The sequence below is a fragment of the Streptomyces sp. NPDC045695 genome (assembly GCF_056432025.1).
This window is the reverse complement of the sequence record NZ_JBWKJU010000012.1, coordinates 52,217-77,235: the sequence shown is the minus strand read 5'-3', so window position 1 is coordinate 77,235 and position 25,019 is coordinate 52,217. Positions and strand designations below refer to the sequence as shown.

The 25,019-nt window shown below is 71.4% G+C and carries 25 protein-coding genes; 12 read left to right on the top strand and 13 right to left on the bottom strand.

Annotation, left to right across the window (positions count from 1 at the left end):
* Positions 1–13: 13 nt before the first annotated feature.
* Both AC07DU_RS21385 and AC07DU_RS21380 read right to left on the bottom strand, forming a co-directional pair.
* The gene (locus AC07DU_RS21385; RefSeq protein WP_479112916.1) at positions 14–1,657 is read right to left on the bottom strand and encodes a threonine/serine exporter family protein; all 1,644 of its coding nucleotides are present in this window, start codon (positions 1,655–1,657) and stop codon (positions 14–16) included.
* A 192-nt stretch (positions 1,658–1,849) separates the two neighbouring features.
* Positions 1,850–2,344, bottom strand: coding sequence for an inorganic diphosphatase (locus AC07DU_RS21380; RefSeq protein WP_008742522.1), 495 nt, complete (start codon positions 2,342–2,344; stop codon positions 1,850–1,852).
* Positions 2,345–2,486: 142 nt separating this feature from the next.
* Between AC07DU_RS21380 and dacB the strand changes: the two genes are divergently transcribed.
* From dacB to folE, 6 genes are all read left to right on the top strand, one after another.
* Entirely contained in the window at positions 2,487–3,986 is a 1,500-nt protein-coding gene (gene dacB / locus AC07DU_RS21375) for a D-alanyl-D-alanine carboxypeptidase/D-alanyl-D-alanine endopeptidase (RefSeq protein ID WP_479112914.1), read from the top strand.
* A 56-nt stretch (positions 3,987–4,042) separates the two neighbouring features.
* The gene (locus AC07DU_RS21370; RefSeq protein ID WP_360894974.1) at positions 4,043–5,188 is read left to right on the top strand and encodes a zinc-dependent metalloprotease; all 1,146 of its coding nucleotides are present in this window, start codon (positions 4,043–4,045) and stop codon (positions 5,186–5,188) included.
* Between the two features lie 176 nt (positions 5,189–5,364).
* Complete coding sequence (gene tilS, locus AC07DU_RS21365) at positions 5,365–6,426, top strand: tRNA lysidine(34) synthetase TilS (protein WP_453371319.1); 1,062 nt, start codon at positions 5,365–5,367, stop codon at positions 6,424–6,426.
* 67 nt (positions 6,427–6,493) lie between these two features.
* Positions 6,494–7,054: a hypoxanthine phosphoribosyltransferase gene (gene hpt, locus AC07DU_RS21360; protein ID WP_030010907.1), complete on the top strand. Its 561-nt coding sequence runs from the start codon at positions 6,494–6,496 to the stop codon at positions 7,052–7,054.
* A 204-nt stretch (positions 7,055–7,258) separates the two neighbouring features.
* Positions 7,259–9,274, top strand: a complete 2,016-nt coding sequence (gene ftsH, locus AC07DU_RS21355) for an ATP-dependent zinc metalloprotease FtsH (protein ID WP_479036018.1) — start codon at positions 7,259–7,261, stop codon at positions 9,272–9,274.
* Between the two features lie 112 nt (positions 9,275–9,386).
* The gene (gene folE, locus AC07DU_RS21350) at positions 9,387–9,995 is read left to right on the top strand and encodes a GTP cyclohydrolase I FolE (protein ID WP_360894965.1); all 609 of its coding nucleotides are present in this window, start codon (positions 9,387–9,389) and stop codon (positions 9,993–9,995) included.
* Between the two features lie 43 nt (positions 9,996–10,038).
* Here folE and AC07DU_RS21345 read toward each other — a convergent pair whose 3' ends face one another.
* The 6 genes from AC07DU_RS21345 to AC07DU_RS21320 form a co-directional block, all read right to left on the bottom strand.
* On the bottom strand, positions 10,039–10,524 hold the full coding sequence (locus AC07DU_RS21345; protein WP_360894962.1) for a DUF3180 domain-containing protein: 486 nt from the start codon (positions 10,522–10,524) through the stop codon (positions 10,039–10,041).
* Positions 10,525–10,576: 52 nt separating this feature from the next.
* Positions 10,577–11,185: a 2-amino-4-hydroxy-6-hydroxymethyldihydropteridine diphosphokinase gene (folK, locus tag AC07DU_RS21340; RefSeq protein ID WP_360894958.1), complete on the bottom strand. Its 609-nt coding sequence runs from the start codon at positions 11,183–11,185 to the stop codon at positions 10,577–10,579.
* Positions 11,182–11,541 (bottom strand): dihydroneopterin aldolase, encoded by a 360-nt coding sequence (gene folB / locus AC07DU_RS21335; protein ID WP_360894955.1) that lies wholly within the window; start codon positions 11,539–11,541, stop codon positions 11,182–11,184. Before folB ends, folK begins: the two co-directional genes overlap by 4 nt.
* A gap of 130 nt (positions 11,542–11,671) precedes the next feature.
* A complete protein-coding gene (locus AC07DU_RS21330; protein WP_360894953.1) occupies positions 11,672–12,115 on the bottom strand; it encodes a nuclear transport factor 2 family protein in 444 nt (147 codons plus the stop codon).
* Between the two features lie 25 nt (positions 12,116–12,140).
* Entirely contained in the window at positions 12,141–13,013 is an 873-nt protein-coding gene (gene folP, locus AC07DU_RS21325) for a dihydropteroate synthase (protein ID WP_360894950.1), read from the bottom strand.
* 246 nt (positions 13,014–13,259) lie between these two features.
* Positions 13,260–15,107, bottom strand: a complete 1,848-nt coding sequence (locus AC07DU_RS21320; RefSeq protein WP_479036011.1) for a phosphatidylglycerol lysyltransferase domain-containing protein — start codon at positions 15,105–15,107, stop codon at positions 13,260–13,262.
* A gap of 152 nt (positions 15,108–15,259) precedes the next feature.
* On the opposite strand from AC07DU_RS21320, the gene AC07DU_RS21315 reads away from it, so the two are divergent.
* Positions 15,260–16,369, top strand: a complete 1,110-nt coding sequence (locus AC07DU_RS21315; RefSeq protein ID WP_479036007.1) for an alpha/beta hydrolase — start codon at positions 15,260–15,262, stop codon at positions 16,367–16,369.
* A 90-nt stretch (positions 16,370–16,459) separates the two neighbouring features.
* Here the strand turns inward: AC07DU_RS21315 and AC07DU_RS21310 are convergent, their stop codons facing one another.
* Positions 16,460–17,422, bottom strand: a complete 963-nt coding sequence (locus tag AC07DU_RS21310; RefSeq protein ID WP_479036004.1) for an ABC transporter ATP-binding protein — start codon at positions 17,420–17,422, stop codon at positions 16,460–16,462.
* 130 nt (positions 17,423–17,552) lie between these two features.
* On the opposite strand from AC07DU_RS21310, the gene AC07DU_RS21305 reads away from it, so the two are divergent.
* The 4 genes from AC07DU_RS21305 to AC07DU_RS21290 all read left to right on the top strand — a co-directional run bounded on the left by AC07DU_RS21305 (position 17,553) and on the right by AC07DU_RS21290 (position 21,080).
* Complete coding sequence (locus AC07DU_RS21305; RefSeq protein WP_479036001.1) at positions 17,553–18,251, top strand: ABC transporter permease; 699 nt, start codon at positions 17,553–17,555, stop codon at positions 18,249–18,251.
* 4 nt (positions 18,252–18,255) lie between these two features.
* A complete protein-coding gene (locus AC07DU_RS21300) occupies positions 18,256–18,930 on the top strand; it encodes an ABC transporter permease (protein WP_360894937.1) in 675 nt (224 codons plus the stop codon).
* Between the two features lie 32 nt (positions 18,931–18,962).
* Positions 18,963–19,958, top strand: coding sequence for an ABC transporter substrate-binding protein (locus AC07DU_RS21295; RefSeq protein WP_479112911.1), 996 nt, complete (start codon positions 18,963–18,965; stop codon positions 19,956–19,958).
* Between the two features lie 108 nt (positions 19,959–20,066).
* Positions 20,067–21,080 carry a hypothetical protein gene (locus AC07DU_RS21290; RefSeq protein ID WP_479112909.1) on the top strand — a complete coding sequence of 338 codons (1,014 nt, stop codon included), beginning with the start codon at positions 20,067–20,069 and terminating at the stop codon, positions 21,078–21,080.
* A gap of 9 nt (positions 21,081–21,089) precedes the next feature.
* Here AC07DU_RS21290 and AC07DU_RS21285 read toward each other — a convergent pair whose 3' ends face one another.
* Entirely contained in the window at positions 21,090–21,704 is a 615-nt protein-coding gene (locus tag AC07DU_RS21285; protein WP_360894928.1) for a TetR/AcrR family transcriptional regulator, read from the bottom strand.
* A 115-nt stretch (positions 21,705–21,819) separates the two neighbouring features.
* On the opposite strand from AC07DU_RS21285, the gene AC07DU_RS21280 reads away from it, so the two are divergent.
* Positions 21,820–22,713, top strand: a complete 894-nt coding sequence (locus tag AC07DU_RS21280; RefSeq protein ID WP_479112907.1) for an NAD(P)-dependent oxidoreductase — start codon at positions 21,820–21,822, stop codon at positions 22,711–22,713.
* Positions 22,714–22,731: 18 nt separating this feature from the next.
* On the opposite strand, the gene AC07DU_RS21275 is transcribed toward AC07DU_RS21280, so the two are convergent.
* Genes AC07DU_RS21275 through AC07DU_RS21265 form a run of 3 tightly spaced genes read right to left on the bottom strand, consistent with a single transcriptional unit; the run spans position 22,732 to position 25,005 of the window.
* Positions 22,732–22,947 (bottom strand): hypothetical protein, encoded by a 216-nt coding sequence (locus tag AC07DU_RS21275; RefSeq protein WP_360894922.1) that lies wholly within the window; start codon positions 22,945–22,947, stop codon positions 22,732–22,734.
* Positions 22,948–22,996: 49 nt separating this feature from the next.
* The gene (locus AC07DU_RS21270; protein ID WP_479112905.1) at positions 22,997–23,845 is read right to left on the bottom strand and encodes an arylamine N-acetyltransferase family protein; all 849 of its coding nucleotides are present in this window, start codon (positions 23,843–23,845) and stop codon (positions 22,997–22,999) included.
* 17 nt (positions 23,846–23,862) lie between these two features.
* The gene (locus AC07DU_RS21265; protein ID WP_392058289.1) at positions 23,863–25,005 is read right to left on the bottom strand and encodes an NADH-quinone oxidoreductase subunit D; all 1,143 of its coding nucleotides are present in this window, start codon (positions 25,003–25,005) and stop codon (positions 23,863–23,865) included.
* Positions 25,006–25,019: the final 14 nt, after the last annotated feature.

Here is a 25,019-nt window from a genome sequence, read left to right as displayed (position 1 = left end):
CCGTTCCTGGCCGCTAGTAGCCGCGGGTCCGCTTCGCCGCACCGCGTTTGGCGGCGCTCGCGGCCCCCGGGATGCGCATGAACAGCCGGGAGGTCTCCGACCCCAGGTTGACCCCGATCGCGATGGCCAGCGCGATGGCCGCGGCGTTCACGAGCGAGCCCAGCCCCTCGTTCAGCCGGTCCTCGGCGATGAGCAGCAGCCCGTAGTACGTCGCCGAGCCGGGTAGCAGCGGCCCGATGGCGGCCGTCACGTACGGCAGCGCGGACGCGAAGCGGTAGCGGGAGAAGAGCTGACCGAAGAGGCCCACCAGCCCGGCCGCGACGGCGGTGGACGGCACAGGAGGGATCCCGCCCGCGTAGTGCAGGGCCCCGAAGGTCACCCACGCCACCCCGCCGTTGAGGGTCACTATCCAGACGGTGGAGCGCTCCTGCTGGAGCAGGATGGCGAAGGTGAACACCAGCGCCATCGAGGCCGCGATCTGGATCAGCGGCCGCTGGGTGATCTGGAGGACCTCCTCCGGTTTGGGGGAGGCGCCCAGCTGGAGCCCGAGGTAGAGCACGACCAGCACGCCCATGATGATGCCGATGAAGAGGTACATGACCTCCAGCAGCCGGGCGGACGCCGTGATGTAGTAGCCGGTCAGACCGTCCTGGACGGCCGCGACCAGGGCCCGCCCGGGCAGCAGCGCGAACAGCCCGCCGGTGATCACCGCGGAGGCCTTGATGTCCTCGATCTCGGCGAGCTTGAGCGCGACCCCGAACGCGGCGGGCGGCATCGCGGCGACGACGAACTGGTAGAACTCCGGCAGCCCGCGCCCGGCGCTCAGCCACGCCAGCCGGTCCCCGAGGACCGCCCCGAGGGCCGCCGCGAAGAAGACGATCACCCCGCCGCCGACCAGGACGGAGGCGGCCCCCGCGAGGAGTCCGGCGGCGGCGGTGAGCACCCAGGTGGGGTACGGGTGCCGGTTGCGGCGGATCTCCGCGAGGCGCCGGTAGGCCTCCTCCAGCGAGACGTCGGTCTCGGGGGTGCTGAGGTCGGCCACCAGCCGGTACACGGCCGCCAGGCGGGTGTAGTCGGTGCCGCGGCGGCGTACGGTCCGGTTCGCCGAGACCGGGTGGTCGACCAGGGAGGGCTGGTGGGTGATCGACAGCATCGTGAACGTGACGGTCGGCTCGCACCGGTCCAGCCCGTACGAGCGGGCCACGGCGAACATCGCGGCCTCCACGTCCTCGGACCCCTCGCCGCCCGAGAGCAGCAGCTCGCCGATGCGCAGGGTCAGGTCGAGCACGCGGCCCACGGCGGGCCCGGTCTCGCTCGGCCGCTGCACGAGGTCCGGTACGGGACGCACGTCGACCGGCATGCGCAGCATCGTGCGCATGCGGTCCTGCCAGGGGGACTCCGTCAGCTTGGCGACGGGGAAGCCCTGGCCGGGGGTGTAGGCGGGCGGGGAGTGCGCGGCGCTGTAGGTGGCCGGGGTGGCGAAGGCCGATCCCCCGGGCTCGGCGTGGGGCGGCTCGGCGCCTGCCGGACGGGCGAATTCCGAGGTCGGCTGGTCCTCGTCGGGGACCTCCGGCCCCATCCCGGGCGGCGGCGTGAAGGCGCTGTGCGCCTCGTCGGACTGGGGCTTGCCGTCCTCTGCCCCATCGGCCTCCGCCACGCGCCCCTCCAGTTCGTGATCACCCGGAGTATCAGTATGCGGAACCGTTTCATCCGTGGCCAAAGCGGGCTGCGCGGCCGTCGTGCGCACGGCCCGGGACGCGCAGCGGGCGGCACCCCCGTCGGGGGTACCGCCCGCTGTCGTGCCAAGGGGGCGGGGTCACATCCCGCTGACCCCCCTCACCGGCGGAGCCTAGTGGTGGCCGCCCTGCGCCTCCAGGCGCTTGTACGAGGCCTCGATCTCGGCCTCGGCCTCGGTGCGGCCGACCCAGTTCGCGCCCTCGACCGACTTGCCCGGCTCCAGGTCCTTGTAGACCTCGAAGAAGTGCTGGATCTCCAGGCGGTCGAACTCGGACACGTGGTGGATGTCGCGCAGGTGCTCGACACGCGGGTCGGAGGCCGGCACGCACAGCAGCTTGTCGTCGCCGCCCGCCTCGTCCGTCATGCGGAACATGCCGATGGCGCGGCACTTGATCAGGCAGCCCGGGAAGGTCGGCTCGTCAAGGATGACCAGCGCGTCCAGCGGGTCGCCGTCCTCGCCGAGGGTGTTCTCGACGAAGCCGTAGTCGGCCGGGTAGCTGGTCGAGGTGAAGAGGCGACGGTCCAGACGGATCCGGCCGGTCTCGTGGTCCACCTCGTACTTGTTCCGCGAACCCTTGGGGATCTCGATGGTGACGTCGAACTCCACGTCCTGCTCCTCCATGATCAGCTTCAGCGGTCCGAATCGCCTCGGGACCGCATTTGATTCAATACGCGCGCGTCCGGCCCAGCCCAGCGGGGTGGGTGCCATGCTCGCGGCAAGACGCAGTGGTTAAGTGTCCCTCACGCATATGTGTGATCGCGAAAGGGGCTGGTCCGAGGTGCCATTGGTCAAGACGTGGCAGCTCATCGCGGGTTCGGCCGTCGCCGGCCTGGCCCTGTCGGTGGCAGTGGCGGCCGCCGCCGGTCCCTGGGACTCCGGCCAGCGTAAGGCCGAGCGGGACAGCGCCGCCTCCTGGGGCCGTACGGGTGGCGCAGATCACGGTGCCGGCCCCCTGCCGCAGGCCGCTCCCAGCGCCCCCGGGGTGCTCGGCGCGATCGGCCCCGGCGCTCCGCGCACGCTGCCCGCGGCCCCCGAGCCCGCCGGCGGCTCCGAGGGCCTCGCCGCGGCCCTGAAGCCGCTGCTGGCCGATCCCGCGCTCGGCACCGCCCGTACCGCCTCCGTCGTCGACACCGCCACCGGGCAGGTGCTGTTCGAGACCGGGGCGCGGGAGCCGATGACCCCCGCCTCCACCGTCAAGATCGCCACGGCCGCCGCGGCACTGGCCGCCCTCGGGCCCGAGCACCGGATCCGGACCACCGTCGCGCCCGGCGCGGGCCCGGGCCAGATCGTGCTGGTCGGCGGCGGCGACCCCTCCCTCACCGCCAAGAAGAAGGGCCCCGCCGGTTCCGGCGGCAGCCTGATCGTCCTCGCCGCCGACACCGCCCGCGCCCTCAAGGCCGCCGGCACCGACACCGTGACCCTGGGCTACGACGACAGTCTCTACACCGGCCCCGTCCGCCACCCCATCGGCGACAACCCCAACATCGCCCCGGTGACCGCGCTGACGGCCGACGAAGGCCGTCCTGGGGGCACCCCCCAGGCCGGAGGCTCTGGGGGAGACTCCACCTCCGGGCCCGTGGAACGGACCGAGACCCCTTCCGAGGACGCGGCCCGGGCCTTCGGCACCCTGCTCGCCGAACGCGGCATCAAGGTCACCGGCGAACCGGCCCGGGCCAAGGCCGCCGCGGGCGCCCAGCCGCTGGCCGCCACCCTCTCGACCCCGGTGGCCGGCCTCGTCGAGCGGATGCTGACCAACAGCGACAACGACATCGCCGAAGCCCTCGCCCGGCACACCGCCCTCGCCTCCGGCCAGCCCGCGAGCTTCGAAGGCGCCGAGAAGGCCGTCACCGCCCGGCTCGCCGCCCTCGGTGTCGACGTGGCCGGCTCCCGCTTCGCCGACGGCAGCGGCCTGGGCCGCGCCGACCGGGTCAGCGCCGGCCTGCTGACCGGACTGCTCACCAAGGCCGCCGACCCCCAGCGCCCGGAGCTGAGGCCGGTCCTCACCGGACTGCCCGTCGCCGGATTCACGGGCACGCTGCGCGCCCGCAACGCCGGCACCTCCCCGGCCGCAGGTCTCATCCGCGCCAAGACCGGCACGCTGACCGGCGTGAACTCCCTCGCCGGAACCGTCGTCGACCGTTCGGGCCGGCTCCTGGCCTTCGCCTTCCTGACCGCGAACAGCCCCGGGCCCGAGGGCGCCGAGAGGGCCCTCGACAAGCTGGCCGCGGCCGTCGCGGCCACACCGTAGGGCAGGACCCGGCCGCAGGGGGTCCGCCGGACGCCCGGTCCACGTACCGTTGACGCATGACGAGCATCAGTGGTGCGGAGATGGTCGACTGGAACCTCGCGGTGGCGACCGCGACCCGGCTGGTGCGGCCCGGCCCGGAGGTCACCCGGGACGAAGCCCGGGCCGTCGTCGCGGAGCTGCGCGGGTACGCCAGAACCTCGGAACGGCACGTGCGCGAGTTCACCCGGATGATCAGCCTGCTGCCCGACGGGGTCACCGCCCCCGACACGCCCGTCCTCGTCGTGGACCGGGCCGGCTGGGTGAAGGCCAACGTGGCCGGCTTCCGCGAACTGCTCCAGCCGCTCCTCGGCAAGATGCAGGAGCGCCGCGCGGGCACCCCCGGCGGGGCCGTCCTCGGCGCGGTCGGCGGCAAGGTCACCGGCGTCGAGCTGGGCATGCTGCTGAGCTTCCTGTCCTCCCGGGTCCTCGGCCAGTACGAGACCTTCGCGCCGGCCTCCCGCGAGCTGCCGGCCTCGGCCGGGGGCGGGCGGCTGCTGCTCGTCGCGCCCAACATCGTGCACGTCGAGCGCGAGCTGGAGGTGAACCCGCACGACTTCCGGCTGTGGGTCTGCCTGCACGAGGAGACGCACCGTACGCAGTTCACGGCCGTCCCGTGGCTCCGCGACCACCTCGAAGGCGAAATCCAGACGTTCCTCGGCGCCACCGAGGTCGACCCGATGACCATCCTGGAGCGCATCCGGGACGCCGCCCAGTCCTTCGCCGGCGCCCGCCCCGAGGCGGAGCGGGGGGAGGAGGGGCGCTCCCTCGTCGAGCTGGTGCAGACCCCCGAGCAGCGCGAGATCCTCGGCCGGCTCACCGCCGTCATGTCCTTGCTGGAGGGGCACGCCGACTTCGTCATGGACGGGGTCGGCCCCGAGGTGGTGCCCTCGGTCGCCGAGATCCGCGAGAAGTTCCAGCAACGCCGGGCCAGCGGCGCGGGCCGCCTCGACGTCGCCCTGCGCAAGCTCCTCGGCCTCGACGCCAAGCTGCGCCAGTACCGCGACGGCGAGCGCTTCGTGCGGGCCGTCGTCGACCAGGTCGGCATGGACGGCTTCAACCGGGTGTGGACCTCCCCGAACACGCTGCCGACCAGGGCCGAGATCGCCAAGCCCGCCGACTGGGTGGCCCGAGTGCACCGCAAGGCGTCAGGAGAAGAGGCGTAAACATGTCCCTCTGGGGGAAGCAGCGTCACCCGTCCGAGGGACCGTGAGCGCATGAAGGGCGTGCGATGCTCGGGGAACGGCTCGGTTCTGTCACCATCAACGCACTCTGCGTGACATCTCGATCCGAGCAAGCCTCGCGGCATCCGAACTCCGAACTCCATCGAAGGGCACCGGACATGGGTCCCCATCCAGCGGTCGCGGCGATACGCCTGGCGGTCCGCCGCGTACTCCACGACGTCCTCACCGATCTCACCGACCTCTCGCGGACTCCGTCCGGGGGTGCGCCCGGCGCCGACCCCCGCACCGGAGCCGGCACCCCGCCCCTGGTACTCGTCGCCTGTTCCGGCGGCGCCGACTCCATGGCCCTCGCCTCGGCCCTCGCCTTCGAGGCCCCCAAGCTCGGCATCCGCGCCGGCGGCATCACCGTCGACCACGGGCTCCAGGTCGGCTCCGACCTGCGTGCCGCCGAGGTCGTCACCCGAATGACCGCGCTCCGCCTCGACCCGGTGGAGTCCGTAGCCGTGCGCGTCGGCCGCGACGGCGGACCCGAGGCCGCCGCCCGCGACGCCCGCTACGGAGCCCTGGACGAGGCCGCGGACCGGCTCGGCGCCGCCGCCGTGCTGCTCGGCCACACCCGGGACGATCAAGCCGAAACCGTCCTGCTGGGCCTCGCCCGCGGTTCGGGCATCCGCTCGCTCTCCGGCATGGCGGAGGTCAGCGGAGGGCCCGGCCGCAGCCACCGCTACCGCCGGCCCTTCCTCCAGATCGACCGGCAGACCGCCCGCAAGGCCTGCATGGTCCAGTCCCTCCCCGTATGGGACGACCCGCACAACATCGACCCCGCCTACACCCGCTCCCGCCTGCGCCACGAGGGACTGCCCGCCCTGGAGAAGGCGCTGGGCAAGGGGGTCGTCGAGGCACTCGCCCGCACCGCCCAGCTCTCCCGCGACGACGCCGACGCCCTGGACGCCTGGGCCGCCGAGGCGGAGACCGGAGTGCGGGACGCGGACGGCCGGCTGGAGTGCGCCAAGCTGTACGCCCTGCCCCCGGCCGTCCGCCGCCGTGTGCTGCGCAGGGCCGTGGTCGCCGCGGGCTCTCCCGCGGGCTCCCTCTTCGCCCGCCACATCGAGGAAGTCGACCGGCTCATCACCGGATGGCGCGGTCAGGGCGCCATCAACCTGCCCGGCCGGGTGGAGGCCCAGCGGCAGGGTGGCAGACTTGTCATCCGGCAGGGCTGATTGGTGCTGAAACACGGCTGAGTCCTCCGGGGGGCACCCCCCGGAGCCCCGGCCGACAACGAAAGTGATGCGGGTGGACGAGAAGGACATGGGCAACGACCTCCAGTCGGTGCTCATCACCAAGGAAGAGATCGACGCGAAGCTGGCGGAGCTGGCCGCGAAGATCGACGCGGAGTACGCGGGCAAGGACCTGCTCATCGTCGGTGTGCTCAAGGGCGCCGTGATGGTGATGGCGGACCTGGCGCGCGCCTTGTCCACCCCGCTCACCATGGACTGGATGGCGGTGTCCTCGTACGGCGCCGGGACCCAGTCCTCCGGCGTGGTGCGGATCCTCAAGGACCTGGACACCGACATCAAGGACAAGCACGTCCTGATCGTCGAGGACATCATCGACTCGGGCCTGACGCTGTCCTGGCTGCTGTCGAACCTGGGCTCCCGCCAGCCGGCCTCCCTGGAGGTCGTCACGCTGCTGCGCAAGCCCGAGGCCGCGAAGGTCGCGATCGACGTGAAGTGGGTCGGCTTCGACATCCCCAACGAGTTCGTCGTGGGCTACGGCCTCGACTACGCGGAGAAGTACCGCAACCTGCCGTTCGTGGGCACGCTCGCCCCGCACGTCTACGGCGGCTGACCCCGCTGCCGCCCCCGGGAACAACCGGCGCGCTCCGGGGAACTCGGGGGCGATTCCCGCCGTTGGAGCAGGGGAAGGCGGGTTTGTCAGCCGTCCCATGAGGCCGCGGGTGACAATACAGGGGTACATTCCGAAGAACAGTCTTTACTCACAGCAGCATTTACCTACGGGCAGGAGGGACGGGGTGCCTGGCGCCCCGTATGGATGGACGTGAAGCGATACTTCCGTGGGCCGGTCATGTGGATCGTGCTGGCCGTCCTCGCCGTGGTCGTGTTGATGAATGTCGTCGGCTCCGGCGGCGGCTACAAGTCGGTGGACACCAGCGAGGTCATCAAGGCGATCAACAGTGGCCAGGTGGAGACAGCGAAGCTGACCACCGGCGACAGCCAGATGATCAAGATCGAGCTGAGCGAAGGCCAGAAGCTCGGCAAGCACGACGGCACCAAGTTCCAGGCCAACTACATCGGGGAACAGGGCGTCCAGCTCGCCCAGAACCTCCAGACCAAGTACGAAGCCGGTCAGATCCATGACGGATACTCCGTCACCCCGGACAAGACCAGCCCGTTCCTGAGCGTGCTGCTCTCGCTCCTGCCCTTCGTCCTCATCGTCGTTGTCTTCCTGTTCCTGATGAACCAGATGCAGGGCGGCGGCTCCCGGGTCATGAACTTCGGGAAGTCCAAGGCCAAGCTCATCACCAAGGACACCCCGAAGACCACGTTCGCCGATGTCGCGGGCGCGGACGAGGCCGTCGAGGAACTCCACGAGATCAAGGAGTTCCTCCAGGAGCCGGCGAAGTTCCAGGCCGTCGGCGCCAAGATCCCCAAGGGCGTGCTGCTGTACGGCCCGCCCGGCACCGGAAAGACCCTGCTCGCGCGTGCCGTCGCGGGCGAGGCCGGTGTGCCCTTCTACTCGATCTCCGGATCCGACTTCGTCGAGATGTTCGTCGGTGTCGGTGCCTCGCGTGTCCGCGACCTGTTCGAGCAGGCCAAGGCCAACGCCCCGGCGATCGTCTTCGTCGACGAGATCGACGCCGTCGGCCGGCACCGCGGTGCGGGCCTCGGCGGCGGTCACGACGAGCGCGAGCAGACCCTCAACCAGCTGCTGGTCGAGATGGACGGCTTCGACGTGAAGGGCGGGGTCATCCTGATCGCCGCCACGAACCGTCCGGACATCCTCGACCCGGCGCTGCTGCGCCCGGGCCGCTTCGACCGGCAGATCGCGGTCGACCGCCCGGACATGCAGGGCCGTCTGGAGATCCTCAAGGTCCACCAGAAGGGCAAGCCGGTCGCCCCGGACGTCGACCTGGGCGCCGTCGCCCGTCGCACGCCCGGCTTCACCGGTGCCGATCTCTCCAACGTCCTGAACGAGGCCGCGCTCCTCACGGCCCGCTCGGACAAGAAGCTGATCGACAACCACTCGCTGGACGAGGCGATCGACCGCGTCGTGGCGGGCCCGCAGAAGCGGACCCGGATCATGTCGGACAAGGAAAAGAAGATCACCGCGTACCACGAGGGCGGACACGCCCTGGTCGCGGCGGCCTCCCCGAACTCCGACCCGGTCCACAAGATCACGATCCTGTCCCGCGGCCGGGCCCTGGGTTACACCATGGTCCTGCCCGACGAGGACAAGTACTCGACCACGCGCAACGAGATGCTCGACCAGCTGGCGTACATGCTGGGCGGGCGCGCGGCCGAGGAGCTGGTCTTCCACGACCCGACGACGGGCGCGGCGAACGACATCGAGAAGGCCACCGCCACGGCGCGGGCCATGGTCACGCAGTACGGCATGACCGAGCGTCTCGGTGCGATCAAGTTCGGCGGCGACAACACCGAGCCGTTCCTCGGGCGCGAGATGGCGCACCCGCGGGACTACTCGGAAGAGGTCGCGGCGCTGGTCGACGAAGAGGTCAAGAAGCTCATCGAGACCGCGCACAACGAGGCCTGGGAGATCCTCGTCGAGAACCGTGACGTCCTCGACAACCTGGTCCTCGCGCTGCTGGAGAAGGAAACGCTGAACAAGGAGCAGATCGCCGAGATCTTCTCGACGATCGTGAAGCGTCCGGCCCGCCCCGCGTGGACCGGTTCCGCCCGACGCACCCCCTCCACCCGTCCGCCGGTGCTCTCTCCCAAGGAGCTCCAGCTGACGAACGCGGCGAACGGCACCACCGCCGTGTCGGTGGAGAAGGCCCCCGAGGCCGCCCCGGAGGAGCTCACGGACTAGTCCGTGACCTGCACACACCCGGAATGGAAGCCGCGCCCCCCAGGTTCTAGCCTGGGGGGCGCGGCCCTTTTTCACCGGCCGTGAGCGCGGTGCACACAGGAACGAGGATGAGATGACCGACCCAGTGACCCTGACCGGTGGCGAGGGCACGATCGGCGAGTTCGACGAGAAGCGCGCCGAGGCGGCCGTCCGAGAGCTCCTGATCGCGGTCGGCGAGGACCCGGAGCGCGAGGGCCTCCTGGAGACCCCGGCGCGTGTGGCGCGGGCGTACAAGGAGATATTCGCGGGCCTGTACCAGAGGCCCGAGGAGGTCCTCACGACGACCTTCGACATCGGTCACGACGAGATGGTCCTGGTCAAGGACATCGAGGTCATGAGCTCCTGCGAACATCACCTCGTGCCGTTCCACGGCGTGGCCCACGTGGGGTACATACCGTCCACGGACGGCAAGATCACCGGGCTGTCCAAGCTGGCCCGGCTGGTGGACGTGTACGCCCGCCGGCCCCAGGTACAGGAGCGCCTGACGACCCAGATAGCGGACTCCCTGATGGAGATCCTGGATCCGCGCGGCGCCATCGTGGTCATCGAGTGCGAGCACATGTGCATGACCATGCGCGGGGTCCGCAAGCCGGGCGCGAAGACCATCACCTCGGCGGTCCGCGGCCAGCTCCGCGACCCGGCGACCCGCAACGAGGCCATGAGCCTGATCATGGCCCGCTAGGGCCCACCCCCTGGTGCCGTGCCCGGGTGGGTCCGGCCCGGGCCTAGGCCCGGGCCGCCGCCTCCGGGGTGTCGTCGTCCTCCGGGAGCTTCAGTACGTGCTCCAGGAAGAGGGCGGCGGCGATGACCGCGACGCCCGCCAGGACCGAGAAGCCGGCGTACCAGGCCTGGTCACGGCGGGCGGGCACCTCAAGGGATTCGGTCAGCAGGAACACGCCCACGCCGCCGTACATGCCCGCCACCAGCGCCGCCACCAGGGCGCTGGCCTGCCCGAAGACCACTGCGCGGGCCGCCATCAGCGGCTCCACGCCCTTGGCGCCGGGGCGCCGCTCGCGCTGGGCCTTGAGGCGGGCGCGCAGCGAGAGGGCCGTGGCCAGCAGGACGACCGCGATCACCCCGAGGACGATCGGCGCGGCCAGGGGGACGCCCGGCAGCGTGCCGTACGCGTTCCACAGGCGGGCGCCCGCCCAGGACAGGACCCCGGCGACCACGAAGATGCCCGCCAGGACCGCCGGCCTCAGTTGCTTCACTTGCCCGTTCCCCGCTTCCCGCGCCATCCGTCAGCAGTCCACAGGGTAACGATTAGTCCGGGAGGTGGAGTTCCAGGTCGGGGCGCGGCGTCACGCCGCTCAGGCCGATTTCGGCCAGGAGTGCGGCGACCGGGCCGTGGCCCGGGATCTGGGCCTCCGGGTCGATGTCGTGCCAGGGGGCCAGCACGAACGCGCGCTGGTGGGCGCGGGGGTGCGGGAGGGTGAGGACGGGGTCGTCGGAGACCCGGTCGGCGTAGGCGACGATGTCGACGTCGATCGTGCGCGGCCCCCAGCGCTCCTCGCGGACGCGGTCGAAGGCTTCCTCGATGGCGTGGCCGCGCTCCAGGAGCGAGGACGGGGGCAGGGTGGTCTTCAGCGCGATGACCGCGTTGAGGTACGAGGGCTGCGAGCCGGGCTCGACGCCCCACGGCGCGGTCTCGTAGACGGGGGAGACGGCCTTGACCCGCAGGCCCGGGGTGTCTCCGAGGGCGTCGATGGCGCCCTGGAGGGTCTCCAGCCGGTTGCCGAGGTTCGCGCCGAGCGCGATGACGGCCCATTTCGGGTTCGACAGCGTCACGTCCGCCGCGTCGACCGCCTCGACGACGGAGGCGGGGACGGGCTGGACGGTGGGGTCGCTCTGAGCGTTCAGTCCGTTGTTCATGCGCGGCTCCGGGTGATCGTGATGGTCACGTCGTCGAAGGGGACGGTGATGGGGGCGTCCGGCTTGTGGACGACGACCTCCACCTGCGCCACCGCTTCGTGCTTGAGGCACCGCTGGGCGATCCGCTCGGCGAGGGTCTCGATCAGGTCGACGGGCTCTCCCTGGACCACGTCGACGACCTCCTCGGCGACGACCCCGTAGTGGACGGTCTTCGCCAGGTCGTCCCCGGCCGCCGCGGGTCGGGTGTCGAGGTGCAGCACCAGGTCGACGATGAAGGTCTGGCCTTCCTCGCGCTCCCGGGGGAAGACGCCGTGGTGCCCGCGAGCCTTGAGGCCGCGCAGCGCGACACGATCCACGCGAATCACTCCTGTTTCGTAGGTGCTTCCGGTCCGGGACTCCCCGAAACCATGGGCCTACGCCGAGTGCGGTCGGCGTCGTCCGTCTTCGAATTTACCTGCGAAATATCCGGGGCCCTGCCCGCGGGGGTCAGGCCGTGTCCTCTTCGTCCTCTTCGTCGGATTCGGTCAGGACGGGAGAACCGTGGTGGGACCAGAGCCGCCAGCCCTCGGATGTGCGTCGGAACACATTCGTGGCGACGACGAGCTGGCCGACGAGCGGGCCGAGCTCCCCGCCGTCCTCGGCGGGACCGCCGCTGAGGATGTTCTCCGTACAGGTCACCAGGGCGGTGTCACCTATGAGGGCGACCTTGGTGTCGGTGAGGAAGAACTGGATGTAGTCGGTGTGCGCCATGATCAGCGCGTACGAGCGGAGCACCTCGCCGCGGCCGGAGAGCACCGGCCAGCCGGGGTGCACACAGGAGATCTCGTCCTCCAGCCAGAGCGCCGACAGCGTGTCGAAGTCCCCCCGCTCCATGGCCTCGTAGAAGGCCGTGTTCACCTCTTCGACGGCTTCGATGTCGGTTCTGCTCACGTGGCTCCTTCTCGGTTTACGGGGATCAGAGTGCCCCTTCCACGGCGCGGGCCACCCGAACCGCGTCCGCGGTCGCCCGTACCTCGTGCACCCGTACGGCCCAGGCGCCCTGGTGGGCGGCGATGGCGGACACGGCGGCCGTGGCGGCGTCCCGCTCGCGGGCGGGCGGCGGGGCGGCGTCGGCCCCGCCCGCCAGGACCCGGCCGAGGAAACGCTTCCTCGACGCGGCGACCAGCAGCGGGAAGCCGAGGGCGCGCAGCTCGGGCAGGTGGGCGACCAGCGCCAGGTCGTGCTCGGCGTTCTTGGCGAAGCCGAGGCCGGGGTCGACGATGAGCCGCTCGGGGGCGATGCCTCCGGCCACGACCGCGTCGATCCGGGCCCGGAGCTCGGTGGTGACCTCGGCGAGCACGTCCTCGTAGACGGCGAGGCTGTTCATGTCGGCGCTGAAGCCGCGCCAGTGCATCACCACGAAGGGCACCTCGGCCGCGGCGACGGCCGGGATCATCCCCGGGTCTGCGAGTCCGCCGCTGACGTCGTTGACCAGGGCCGCGCCGGCGGCGACGGCCTGAGCGGCGACGGCCGCGCGCATGGTGTCCACCGAGACGGTGACGCCCTCGGAGGCGAGGCCGCGCACGACGGGGACGACCCGGCGCAGCTCCTCCTCCTCGTCGACCCGGGTGGCGCCGGGGCGGGTGGACTCGCCGCCGACGTCGACGAGGTCGGCGCCCTGGGCGACGAGTTCGAGTCCGCGCTTGACGGCCGCGGTGGTGTCGAACCAGCGTCCGCCGTCGGAGAAGGAGTCGGGGGTGACGTTGACGACGCCCATGACCCCGCAGCGGTCCCACTCCGGCAGACCTGCGACCCGGCCCCTGCCGGTGGCTCCGCGCTTCGTGTTCATGGGTCAAGGGTAGGGCTGACCTGGATACGGCAGGGCCCCGGCGCCTTTAGGCCGTCTCTTCCGGATCTTGCCGGGGCCCGCGCCGCCCGGCACCGCACCTCGCCGCGTGGTCGGGGCGCCCGAGTACGTCCAGTACACGGGCGCCCCTCCGCCTTGCGATGCACGGCACCGGACGACGCGGGCTCAACCGACAAGATCCGAAAGAGGCGACCTAGGCGGCCGGGGCCCTGGGGCTCGTACGGGTGCCTACGCGGCCTGGACCTCGCGTTCGGCCTGCTGGGGCACGGCCGCCACGTGGTGGTGGGCGCAGGCGCGGACCGGCTTGGGCCGGCGGCGGCTCGCGAACAGGCGCGGCAGGGCGAGCGTCACGAAGCCCTCGGCCTGCATCGCGGCGAAGCCGATGCGGGGCAGGTCGCGGGTGGTGCGGAAGACCACGAAGCGCGGCTCCCAGCGGGGGCGGAACTTGGCGTTGAACTTGTAGAGCGACTCGATCTGGAACCAGCGGGAGAGGAAGACGAGCAGGTTCCGCCACATCCGGAGCACCGGGCCGGCGCCGATCTTCTCGCCGCGGGCGAGGGCCGAGCGGAACATCGCGAAGTTGAGGGAGACCTTCTCGATCTTCAGAGCGGGGGCGGCCTCCAGGGAGGCCACGATCAGCAGCTCGTTCATGCCGGGGTCGGCCGCGCGGTCACGGCGCATCAGCTCCAGGGACATGCCGTCCGTGCCCCACGGGACGAAGTGCAGGACGGCCTTCAGGTCGCCGAAGGGGCTCGTGTCGCCCTCCTCCACCCGGTGCGCGGTGGCGATGAAGCAGTCGCCGTCGCCCGGGTCGCCGACCCGGCCCAGCGCCATCGAGAAGCCGCGCTCGGTGTCGGTGCCGCGCCAGGCCTCGGCGGCGCCGCGGACCTGCTCCAGCTCCTCCTCGGTCAGCTCGCTGACCCGGCGGACTTTGGTGGTGTAGCCGTTGCGCTCGATGCGCTTCACCATTTGGCGGACATTGCGCATGGCGCGGCCCGAGAGGGAGAAGTCTTTGACATCGACAATCGCCTCGTCACCCAGTTCCAGGGCGTCCAGGCCGGTCTCGCGGGTCCAGACCTCGCCACCGGTCTCGCTGCAGCCCATGACGGCCGGGGTCCAGGAGTGGGCCTTGGCCTCCTCCATGAACCGCTCGATCGCGCCCGGCCAGGCCTCCACGTCACCGATGGGGTCGCCCGAGGCGAGCATCACGCCGGAGACGACGCGGTAGGTGACGGCGGCCTTGCCGCTGGGGGAGAAGACGACGGCCTTGTCGCGGCGGAGCGCGAAGTGGCCGAGCGAGTCGCGGCCGCCGTGCCGGGCGAGCAGCTCGCGCAGCTTGGCCTCGTCGTCGGCGGTCAGCCGCGCGGCCGGGTGCTCGGGGCGCAAGGCCAGGTAGATGGTGGTGAGTGCGGTCAGCATGCCGAGGGCGCCGAGGGAGTACCCGACGGTCCAGGACACCTTTCCGGCGTAGTCCACGGGGCCTTCGAAGCCGAAGAGGCCGTAGATGACGTGGGTGATCTGCTCGTACGGTCCGGGGTTGCCGACGACCCGGCTCGGGTGGGAGTTGACGATGACCAGGCCCAGGCCGATGGATCCGGCGCTCATCAGCACGAAGTTGGTGAGGGCCTTCCACCGGCTGCGGGGGTCCGGCAGCGCCTTGAATTCACCCTGATGGCGCAGCAGCAGCGCGAAGAGCACCGCCGCGATGACCACGCCCACGATCGAGTGCCGGTACGCGAACTGCGCCACCGCGCCGGCGGGCAGCAGCACGACCGTCGCACGCCAGGCCCGGCGCTTGCGCCGCTTGAGGCCGTGCGCGAGCAACAGGAGCAGCACGCCCGCGCTGATGGCGAGGGCCGCCGCGAAGGGGCCGAACACCGGCAGCACTTCGGCGACCGCGTGGATCCGGCTGTACCGGAAGCGCGGGAACACGCCCGCCGCGATGTCCAGAAGCCCGACGATCATGACGGCCGTACCTACCAGTCCGGGCACCGACTCCGGCTGTGGGCCTCGGAAGATTCGGCGGACCCTGCTCGGAACCTGTCCCGACTTATCGCCATCTATCCTGCTAGACATCGCTTCCCGTTGCTCCGCGAGAGATCATGTGGCCGAAGGCTGCGACAGCCCCCGGTGTGTGGTGCGTCCCTTAGGACGACAGCGACGAGGAGCGGGTTCACTCTTTCGTCGTAAAAAAACTGTCCTGCCATCAGAAAGTCGACTGACTGCTCATGGGTCTCACGAGTACTACGGTTCTGGCGCTGGCCATCCTCGCCGGTGTGCTGCTGTTCGCAGCCACGGTCTGGCTCTGGCCGAAGCTCTCGGGCCGCACCTGGCGCGCATTCGCCGGCCGGATCGGGCTGCTGCTGGCGACCCAGCTGGCGCTGTTCTCGGCTGTGGGGCTCGCGGCTAACAAGTCGTTCCTCTTCTACGGCTCCTGGGCCGACCTGTTCGGCCAGGAGACGTCCATCGGCAAGGTCGTCGACCACTCGATGAACAGCAAGGACATCAAGGTCGTCGACAAGCAGCAGCTTGACGTGCCCGGTGGTGCCAAGCCGCAGGTCGGCGGTCAGATCCTGAAGGTTGCCATAACGGGGCAGAAGTCGAAGATAACGAGTCCCGGCTACGTGTGGCTCCCGCCCGAATACTTCCAGCCGCAGCACAAGGACCAGAACTTCCCCGCGTCCATCGTGCTGACGGGCTATCCGGGCACCGCCGAGAACCTGATCAAAGGGCTCGACTACCCCATGAAGGCCTTCAGCCTGTCCAAGGCGGGCAAGATGAAGCCGATGATCCTGGTCATGCTGCGCCCGACCGTCGCGCCGCCGCGTGACACCGAGTGCGTCGATATACCCGATGGCCCCCAGACCGAGACGTTCTTCGGCCAGGACCTGCCGCAGGCCATCCAGAGCACCTTCCGGGTCGGCAAGAAGCCGGAGAACATGGGCTTCATCGGCAACTCGACGGGCGGGTACTGCGCCCTGAAGATCGCCGCGCACTACCCGGAGACCTTCGGCGCGGCCGCCGGCCTGTCCGCGTACTACGACGCCGCGGACGACCCGACGACCGGTGACCTGTTCCACGGGGACGAGCAGCTCAAGAAGCGTGCGAACGTCCTGCACAGCATCGAGAACAAGAAGCCGAGCGGTACGTCCTTCCTCGTCACGAGCAGCGAGAAGGGCGAGCCGAACCTGGGGGACACCCGGAAGTTCATCAAGAAGGTGAAGGGCCCGGACCGGGTCTCCTCGATCATCCTCGACAGCGGCGGCCACAACTTCAACACGTGGCGGCGCGAGATCCCGCCCATGCTGATGTGGATGAGCGGCCGCATCCAGGCTTGAGGCTTCCAGGCCCGGGGCTCCAGGTCTGCCCGGCAGCGCGAGCACCCGGTGACCGGCCCCTCCGGGGCCGGTCACAGCCGTTTCCGGGGCCTACGCCTCCTGGAGCTGGGCCCGGCGCAGCGCCCGGTGGACGCCCTCCGGGGTCAGTACGCCGACCAGCGCGCCGGAGTCCGGATCGGTGACCCCGATCCGGCCCGAGTCCTCCTGGAGCAGCGCCGCGAGGGCCTCGCGCAGCGTCGCCCCCAACGCCACGGACACCGCGGGGGCCGGGCCCTGCGCCTGCGACAGGTCGGCCGCCTCGACCGAGGTGACCGCGAGCCGCTTGAGCCCGCGGTCGGAGCCGACGAAGGAGGCCACGTACGCGGTGGCCGGCGCCCCGAGCACCGCCGCCGGGCGCGCGAACTGCTCGATGGTGCCCGTCCCGTAGACCGCCATGCGGTCGCCGAGCCGGATCGCCTCCTCCAGGTCGTGGGTGACCAGCAGGATCGTTTTGCGCACCGTCTTCTGCAGCGTCAGGAACTCGTTCTGCAGCCGCTCGCGCACCACCGGGTCCACCGCGCCGAACGGCTCGTCCATCAGCAGCACCGGCGGATCGGCGGCGAGCGCGCGGGCCACGCCGACGCGCTGGCGCTGCCCGCCCGACAGCTGCTCGGGGTACCGGCTCCCGTACACGGCCGGATCCAGTCCCACCAGTTCGAGCAGCTCGGCCGCCCGCGCGCGGGCCCTGGCCTTCGGGGTGCCGATCAGCTGCGGCACGGTCGCCGTGTTCTCCAGCACCGTCTTGTGGGGGAACAGCCCGACCTGCTGGATGACGTAGCCGATCCGGCGGCGCAGCTCGACCGGGTCGGCGGCCGCGATGTCCTCGCCGCCCAGCAGGATCCGGCCGGAGGTCGGGTCGATGAGCCGGTTGACCATCTTCATCGTGGTCGTCTTGCCGCAGCCGGACGGTCCCACGAGCGTGACCAGCTCGCCCTCCGCCACCTCGAAGGACAGGTCCTCGACGGCTGTCGTCCCGTCGGGGTACCGCTTGGTCACGTGCTCGAATCGGATCACACCGCCATCCTTCCCTACCGGCCCGGCCCGAAGGTGAAGAGCGTGTTTCCCATGTGAAGGATTCCGGCCACTGACAGTGCCGGGGGTTAAGGTCGATCCCACATGTGTTCGGTGACGGGGGGTGAGGAGCATGGCCGCACAGAGCTGTCTGGTGGCGAACGACTGGATCTGCTGGGATTACGTCTCCTCCCGCTCGCAGGAGCTCACCGACGCCACCCTCGAACACGTCTGGATCACGGGCGTGTCGGTGCTGATCGGCCTGGCGGTGGCTCTCCCGCTCGCCCTGCTGGCCCGCCGCGGCCGCCGCTGGGCCGCGCCCGTGCTGGCCTTCACCACCCTGCTCTACACGATCCCCTCGCTGGCCATGTTCTCCCTGCTGCTGCCGTTCTTCGGACTGTCCGCCGCGCTGGTGGTGACCGGGCTGGTGCTGTATTCGCTGACCATCCTGGTCCGCAACGTGCTGGCCGGGCTGGAAGCCGTCCCCGAAGAGGTGCGGGAGGCCGCGCGCGGCATGGGGTACGGCCCGGGCCGGCTGCTGTGGCAGGTCGAACTGCCGCTGGCGCTGCCCGCGCTGCTGGCCGGCGTGCGGATCGCCACGGTCTCGACGGTTGCGCTGACCACGGTCGGCTCCATCGTCGGCAAGGGCGGGCTGGGCAACCTCATAGCCCCCGCCGTGAACAGTTCCTTCAAGGCGCAGGTGCTCACCGCCTCCGTGCTGTGCGTGCTGCTCGCGCTCGTCGCCGACCTGCTGCTGCTCGGCGTGGGGCGGCTGCTCACGCCGTGGACCCGGGCCGGTGCCCGGTCGGCCGCTCCGGGGAAGGGGGCCTGACGCCATGGGCGCGGGCGTACTGGCAGAGACCTGGGACTGGCTGGCGAACGGCGCCAACTGGTCGGGGGAGAGCGGTGTCTGGCACCGGCTCGGCGAGCACGTCTACGTCAGCGGGGTCGCGCTGGCGATCGCCTGCGCGGTGGCGCTGCCCGTCGGCCTGTTCCTGGGCCACCTCGGCAAGGGCGGGGCCCTCGCCGTCAACGTCTCCAACGCCGGGCGGGCCGTGCCCGTCTTCGCGGTGCTGGCGCTGTTCATGGTCTCCCCGCTGCGCAACGCGGGCTATCTGCCGACCATCGCCGCGCTGGTGCTGTTCGCGATACCGCCACTGCTGACGAACGCGTACGTCGGCATGCGCGAGGTGGACCGCTCGGTGGTGGAGGCCGCCCGGGGCATGGGCATGTCCGGCGGTCAGCTCTTCCTGCGCGTGGAACTCCCGCTCGCGCGGGCCCTGGTGATGACCGGGCTGCGCTCGGGCGCCGTGCAGGTCGTCGCCACGGCCACCATCGCCGCGATGGTCGGCCAGGGCGGCCTCGGCCGGATCATCACCGCCGGCTTCAACACGTACAACACCCCGCAGGTCGTCGCGGGCGCCCTGCTGGTGGCGGCGCTGGCCCTGCTCGTGGAGGGCGCGCTGGTGGCGGCGGACCGGCTGCTGCCGAGGTCCGCGACGTCCCGCTGATCCCTGTCCCTCGCCTCGAACGGAGTATCTCCATGACCAAGACCACGCGCGTCCTCGGCGCGTCCCTGGGCGCCCTCGCCCTGACGGTGTCGCTGGCCGCGTGCGGCGGCGACAGCCTGGAGAAGAGCAAGGACGGTGGCTCGGCCGCCCCCGAGTCCTCCTCGGGCTCGGGGGGCGCCAAGGGCAGCAGCCTGGTGATCGGCGCGGCCGGCTTCACCGAGTCGAACGTGCTGGCGGAGCTGTACGCGCAGGTCCTCAAGGACGCGGGCTACAGCACGTCGGTCAAGACGGTCAACAACCGCGAGCTGTACGAACCGTCGCTGGAGAAGGGCGAGATCGACGTCGTCCCGGAGTACGCGGCCACGCTGGCGGAGTTCCTCAACGCCAAGGTGAACGGGTCGAAGGCGCCCGAGGAGAAGCCGGTCGCGTCGAGCGACGTCGCCGCGACGGTGGCGGCCCTGGACAAGCTCGCGGGCCCGCTCGGCCTCAAGGCGCTGCCCGCGGGGGCGGCGGTCGACCAGAACGCATTCGCGGTGTCCAGGGAATTCGCCGAGAAGAACAACCTGAAGACGCTTTCCGATCTTGGGAAGTCCGGACTGAAGGTGAAGATCGCGGCGGGCGACGAATGCTCCGTCCGTCCGTTCTGCGCACCCGGCTTGACGAAGACATACGGAATTCAGGTTTCCGGTATTGACCCGAAGGGCGTCGGCACCCCGCAGGCCAAGCAGGCGGTCAAGGACGGCGCCAACCAGCTCGTGCTGACCACCACCACGGACGCGACGCTCGACAGCTACGGCCTGGTCCTCCTGGCGGACGACAAGAAGCTCCAGAACGCCGACAACGTCCTGCCGGTGGTCAACGCCAAGGACGCGGGCGCCCCGGAGGTCGCGGCCGCGCTCGACAAGCTGACCAAGGCACTCACGACGGCCGACCTGGTCGATCTGAACCGGAAGGTCGACGCGGAGCGCGCCAAGCCGGCGGACGTGGCGAAGGCCTATCTGGAGTCCAAGGGCCTCCTGAAGAAGTAGCCGTCACAGGGCTGACGGAGAAATGTGGAGTACCCGCCCGGGAAGAGCGGCAAAGAGATTGCCGGGCGGGTACTGCACTTGACCTCGCGGCCCTGTAAATTTCGGGCCATGCCCCGTGGACGCCACCGCAATCCCGAACCCCTGCACCGGCTGCTCACGCCGACGACCGTCGCAGGCGTGTCCGTCACCAGCGCCGGAGCGGCCTGGCTCCTCGCGGAACCGATGGCGTTGAGGCTGCTCGTGGCCGTCACCGCCGCCGCCGGGGTCGCCGGCGCCGTCGTCATGCGCGCCTGGGACCGCTCGGCGGGCCGCCGCGTCGCGGAGCTCGCGCGCGAGCGGATCAAGGACGAGTGGAAGACGGACGAGCGCATAGCCGAGCTCGAATCCGACCTCGAAGAGGCCCGGATGCTGCGCGCGCGGCTCGACACCAAGCTGCGCGCCAAGCGCGTCGAACTGGCGGGGCTGCGCGGCGAGCACGCCGCGCTGCTGCGGCGGTACGCGACCGCCGAGACCGAGCGCGCCAGCGCCCTGGAGGGCCGCCGGCTGCTGGCCATCGAGGCCGCCGCCGCCCCGGCCCTCCCGCCGAAGGAACTCCCCGCCGTCTCACAGGAGCGCAACTCCGCGGGCGCGCCCACCTCGGTCGGCTACGCCCGCGCCCATGCGGCCCTGGACGCGTTGGCCCGTAGGGCGGGGACGCAGGGGCTGCCTCCGCGTCCCGGCGGCCCGTCGGCCCCGTCCGCCGCAGCCGCTCCGGCGGTTCCGGGAGCTCCCGCGGTCCCCGCCCGCCGTGCGCCCTCGGCCGTGGCCCCGTACGCGGCGCAGCGCCGTACGGCCTCCCGCGTCGAGGGCGGCTTCGACTTCTTCGGCACCAAGAACGCGGAGCAGGCCCGCGCGGTGATCGAGGCGGTCCAGAACGAGGACCTGGCCGACGTGGTCGGCGCGGAGGCCCTCGCCGTCCACGAGGCGGAGTCCGCCCGGCCGCCCGCCGAACCGGCGCCCGCCGAGGACACGGCCGAGGCGGTGACGGCCGAGACCCACACGGTGGGCCAGGTCATCGACCTGACGGCCCACGACGAGACCGAGCCGATCGACGTGGCCCGGCTGCGCACCGCGATCTCCTAGGCCTGTCTCCTAGCTCGCGCTGCCCGGTCGGGCGGCGTACGAGGCCAGCAGCCGGGCCAGGTGCCGGCCCGCGAGCAGGAGCGGGGTCCGGCTCTGGGTCACCTGGGCGGTCATCTCGGCGCCCTCCAGGGTGCTGATGACGGTCACCGCCAGATCGCGGGCCTCCGGCTCCGGGAAGCCCGAGGCCAGGAGCTTGGCGGCCACGAGGTGCTGCCAGTTGGCGAAGGCCCGGGCGCAGGCCGCCTGGAGGTCCGGGAGGCGTCCCACCGTTTCGAGGGCGGTCGCCGTCACCGGGCAGCCGTCGCGCCAGTCCGAGGCCGCCAGGGCCTGCGCGAGCAGTTCCGCCACCGCCTCCACGGCCGCTGCCGGGTCGGGGCGCGAGGCCAGGCCGGCGCGGAGCACTTCGGCGAACTCCTCGTCCCCGAAGTGGAGGGCGGCGACCGCGAGCTCCTGCTTGCCGCCCGGGAAGAAGTGGTACAGCGAGCCCAGGGTGGCCTCCGCCTCGCGGACGAGCTGCTTGACCGGGGTGCTCTCGTAACCGCCGTGCTGCATGAGGCGCGAGGCGGTGCGGATCAGCCGGTCGCGCGTTCCCGGTCCTGTCTTCGCCGAAGCTGCTGCTGCCATGGGCGCGATCATACCCGCGACTCTGGATAGAGCGTTCGTTCTAGTTCTGCTATGGTCGCCCCGAGCGCTAGATAGAGCGTTCGTTCTAGTCCAGTCTCCGGGGGAGAGCACCGCCATGAACCACGCACCCAACCACGCACCGAACCTGCCCGGCACCACCGTCACCGTCGTCGGACTCGGCCCCATGGGCCGCGCCATGGCGGCCGCCTACCTCGACGCCGGATGCGAGGTCACCGTGTGGAACCGCAGCGCCGGCAAGGACGCCGAGCTCGTCGCCCGCGGGGCGCGGCGAGCCGCGACCGTCGCCGAGGCCGTCGCCGCGAGCCCCCTGACCGTGCTCAGCCTCATCGACGTGGGCGCCATGTACGCCACCCTCGGCGACACCGACCTCGCCGGCCGCGTGCTGGTCAACCTGTCCTCCGACGTCCCCGACGCCGCCCGCAGGGCAGCGCGGTGGGCCGGGGAGCGCGGGGCCTCGTACCTCACCGGCGGGGTCAATGTGCCGCCGACCGGCGTCGGCCAGGAGGGGTCCTCCGTCTTCGTCAGCGGCCCGCGCGAGATCTACGACGAGCACCGCGCCGCGATCGACGTGCTCGCCGCCAGCGACTACCGCGGCGCCGACCCCGGCCACGCACAGCTCTACTACCAGCTCAACATGATCCTCTTCTGGACCGCCTACACCGGCTGGTACCAGGCGCTCGCCGTCGCCCGCGCCAACGGCCTGACGGCGGCCGACATCCTCCCGTACGCCGTCCCCACGGCCGACAGCATGCGCGGCTTCTACACGCAGGGCGCCCCCCTCATCGACGCCGACGAGCACGGCGGCGCGTACGAGCGCCTCGCCATGTGCGCGGCGAGCGTCGAGCACGTCCTGCACACCGCCGCAGACTCCGGTGTGGACACCGCGATCCTGGCCGCGCACGCCGAGCTCTACCGGCGGGGGGTCGACGCCGGCTTCGGCGCGGACAGCAGCTCGCGCCTGATCGGGCTGCTGGGCGCCCCCGCGTGAGGCCCGTACCCGGCCGGCTCAGAACAGCGGGAGCTGGCCGGGGATTTCGGGGAGTACGAAGCCGTCCAGGGTCGGGGCGCTCGCGCCGAGTGTCACCCGGGCCCGGGAGCCGGGGCAGGACACCAGGTCGCCGCGGCCACGCCCGGCGGGCGGGTCGTGGCGGGCGATGCGGCCGGCCGTGACGGCGCAGTCACGGCCGCAGGAGGGGCAGGCCCGGCGGGGGGAGTGGGACATGCCGCCAAGTCTGCCCTGCCGCACCGACACCAGCCCCGCCGCACCGGCCTCAGCCCTGCTGGGTGGCGAGCCACGCCTCGTGCGCGCGCTCCACCCGGTCCCACAGGGACGCCCGGTCGGCGGGGGTCAGGTCGTCGAGCTCCCGCCCGAAGACACCGGCGACGACCTCGAAGAACTCCTCCTGCGAGGCCAGTTCCCGCTTGTCGCGCCCGCCGTCCGTGCCGAGGTGGAGCAGCACCTTGCCGTGCAGCCGGTGCACGCCCCCGGCGTCGCGCCGCAGCATGAAGAAGGACTGCTGGAAGGGGGAGTCCGGGGCCGTGGACAGCCGCAGGTGCTCGGCGGCGAAGTCCGCCATGGACGCGGGCGCCGAGCGGAAGTTCATCACCGGGAACGGGCTCGCGTCGTTGCGGAAGGTCCAGCCCGCCTCGGCGCCGACCGCGCCCGCCAGCGGCTCCAGGCCGTACCCGAAGCCCTGCTCGTACCTTCCCTCGCGCAGGGGCAGCGGCTCGTGGGGGCCGTCGCCCAGGCCGACGTCCACGAACCAGGCCCGCGCGTCGATCCGTACGGTCAGGGTGAGGTGGTCACCGCTCACGCCCCGGGCGTCCGGTTCCCCGTACACGCCCCCCACGTGCCGTGTCACGTCGTACCCGAGGTGCTCCAGCAGGGCCGCGAAGGCGCCGTTGAGGTGGAAGCAGTACCCGCCCCGCCCGGCCGTGAGACGGCGTACGGACAGCTCGGGCTCGATGCCCGGCGGACGGCCCAGCTGAATGTCCGTGTTCTCGAAGGGAACGCGCTCCAGATGGGCGCGGTGGAGCGCGAACAGGCCTTCGGCGGACGGGGATCCGTGGTCGGCGATCCCGAGTCGGCGCAGGTAGTCGGTGAATATCCCAGAGATCATCCGGCCAGCGTATGCGGTTACTTGTCGATGTCGCCCACGACGAAGAACAGCGAGCCGAGGATCGCCACCATGTCCGCGACGAGCTGTCCCGGCAGCAGCACCGCCAGCGCCTGGATGTTGTTGAAGGAGGCGCTGCGCAGCTTCAGGCGGTACGGCGTCTTCTCGCCCTTGGAGACGAGGTAGTAGCCGTTGACGCCGAGCGGGTTCTCGGTCCAGGCGTACGTGTGCCCCTCCGGCGCCTTCAGGACCTTGGGCAGGCGCTGGTTGACCGGGCCCGGCGGGAGCTCGGCCATCCGGTCCAGGCAGGCCACAGCCAGGTCGAGCGCGTTGTGGGTCTGGTCGAGCAGGACCTCGAAGCGGGCCAGGCAGTCGCCCTCGGGGCGGGTGACCACCTTGAGGACGTCCTGGAGCTCGCCGTAGGCCAGGTACGGCTCGTCGCGGCGCAGGTCGAAGTCCACGCCGGAGGCGCGGGCGATCGGGCCGGAGACCCCGTACGCGTGCACCGCCTCGGCGGACAGGACGCCGACCCCGCGGGTGCGGGCGCGGAAGATCTCGTTCCCGTGGACCAGCTTGTCGTAGACGTCCATCCGGGTGCGGACGTCGGCGATCGCGGCGCGGGCCCGGCCGAGCCAGCCCGCCGGGAGGTCCTCCTTGAGGCCGCCGACGCGGTTGAACATGTAGTGCATGCGGCCGCCGGAGATCTCCTCCATGACCGCCTGGAGCTCCTCGCGTTCGCGGAACGCGTGGAAGATCGGGGTGATGCCGCCCAGCTCCAGGGGGTACGAGCCGAGGAACATCAGGTGGTTCAGCACCCGGTTCAGCTCGGCCAGCAGGGTCCGCATCCACACGGCCCGCTCGGGGACCTCCATGCCGAGCATCCGCTCGACCGCCATGACCACGCCGAGCTCGTTCGAGAAGGCGGACAGCCAGTCGTGGCGGTTCGCCAGCATCACGATCTGCCGGTAGTCACGGGCCTCGAAGAGCTTCTCGGCGCCGCGGTGCATGTAGCCGACCACCGGCTCGGCGCTGACGATCCGCTCGCCGTCCAGGACGAGGCGCAGGCGCAGCACGCCGTGCGTGGAAGGGTGCTGGGGGCCGATGTTGAGCACCATGTCGGTGCTCTCCGCCGCCCCGCCGATGCCGACCGTGGTCTCCGTCATGCGGGCATTGTCTC

Excerpts from the sequence above, each read along its gene's own strand:
- AC07DU_RS21300 (WP_360894937.1), top strand. The coding sequence starts at position 18,256 with ATGGGCGCGGGCGTACTGGCAGAGACCTGGGACTGGCTGGCGAACGGC.
- hpt (WP_030010907.1), top strand. The coding sequence starts at position 6,494 with ATGCGGGTGGACGAGAAGGACATGGGCAACGACCTCCAGTCGGTGCTC.
- AC07DU_RS21315 (WP_479036007.1), top strand. The coding sequence starts at position 15,260 with ATGGGTCTCACGAGTACTACGGTTCTGGCGCTGGCCATCCTCGCCGGT.
- AC07DU_RS21370 (WP_360894974.1), top strand. The coding sequence starts at position 4,043 with ATGACGAGCATCAGTGGTGCGGAGATGGTCGACTGGAACCTCGCGGTG.
- folP (WP_360894950.1), bottom strand. The coding sequence starts at position 13,013 with ATGAACACGAAGCGCGGAGCCACCGGCAGGGGCCGGGTCGCAGGTCTG.
- AC07DU_RS21320 (WP_479036011.1), bottom strand. The coding sequence starts at position 15,107 with ATGTCTAGCAGGATAGATGGCGATAAGTCGGGACAGGTTCCGAGCAGG.
- tilS (WP_453371319.1), top strand. The coding sequence starts at position 5,365 with ATGGGTCCCCATCCAGCGGTCGCGGCGATACGCCTGGCGGTCCGCCGC.
- dacB (WP_479112914.1), top strand. The coding sequence starts at position 2,487 with ATGTGTGATCGCGAAAGGGGCTGGTCCGAGGTGCCATTGGTCAAGACG.
- ftsH (WP_479036018.1), top strand. The coding sequence starts at position 7,259 with ATGGACGTGAAGCGATACTTCCGTGGGCCGGTCATGTGGATCGTGCTG.
- AC07DU_RS21280 (WP_479112907.1), top strand. The coding sequence starts at position 21,820 with ATGAACCACGCACCCAACCACGCACCGAACCTGCCCGGCACCACCGTC.
- AC07DU_RS21285 (WP_360894928.1), bottom strand. The coding sequence starts at position 21,704 with ATGGCAGCAGCAGCTTCGGCGAAGACAGGACCGGGAACGCGCGACCGG.
- AC07DU_RS21295 (WP_479112911.1), top strand. The coding sequence starts at position 18,963 with ATGACCAAGACCACGCGCGTCCTCGGCGCGTCCCTGGGCGCCCTCGCC.
- folE (WP_360894965.1), top strand. The coding sequence starts at position 9,387 with ATGACCGACCCAGTGACCCTGACCGGTGGCGAGGGCACGATCGGCGAG.
- folK (WP_360894958.1), bottom strand. The coding sequence starts at position 11,185 with ATGAACAACGGACTGAACGCTCAGAGCGACCCCACCGTCCAGCCCGTC.
- AC07DU_RS21275 (WP_360894922.1), bottom strand. The coding sequence starts at position 22,947 with ATGTCCCACTCCCCCCGCCGGGCCTGCCCCTCCTGCGGCCGTGACTGC.
- AC07DU_RS21265 (WP_392058289.1), bottom strand. The coding sequence starts at position 25,005 with ATGACGGAGACCACGGTCGGCATCGGCGGGGCGGCGGAGAGCACCGAC.
- AC07DU_RS21270 (WP_479112905.1), bottom strand. The coding sequence starts at position 23,845 with ATGATCTCTGGGATATTCACCGACTACCTGCGCCGACTCGGGATCGCC.
- AC07DU_RS21290 (WP_479112909.1), top strand. The coding sequence starts at position 20,067 with ATGCCCCGTGGACGCCACCGCAATCCCGAACCCCTGCACCGGCTGCTC.
- AC07DU_RS21305 (WP_479036001.1), top strand. The coding sequence starts at position 17,553 with ATGGCCGCACAGAGCTGTCTGGTGGCGAACGACTGGATCTGCTGGGAT.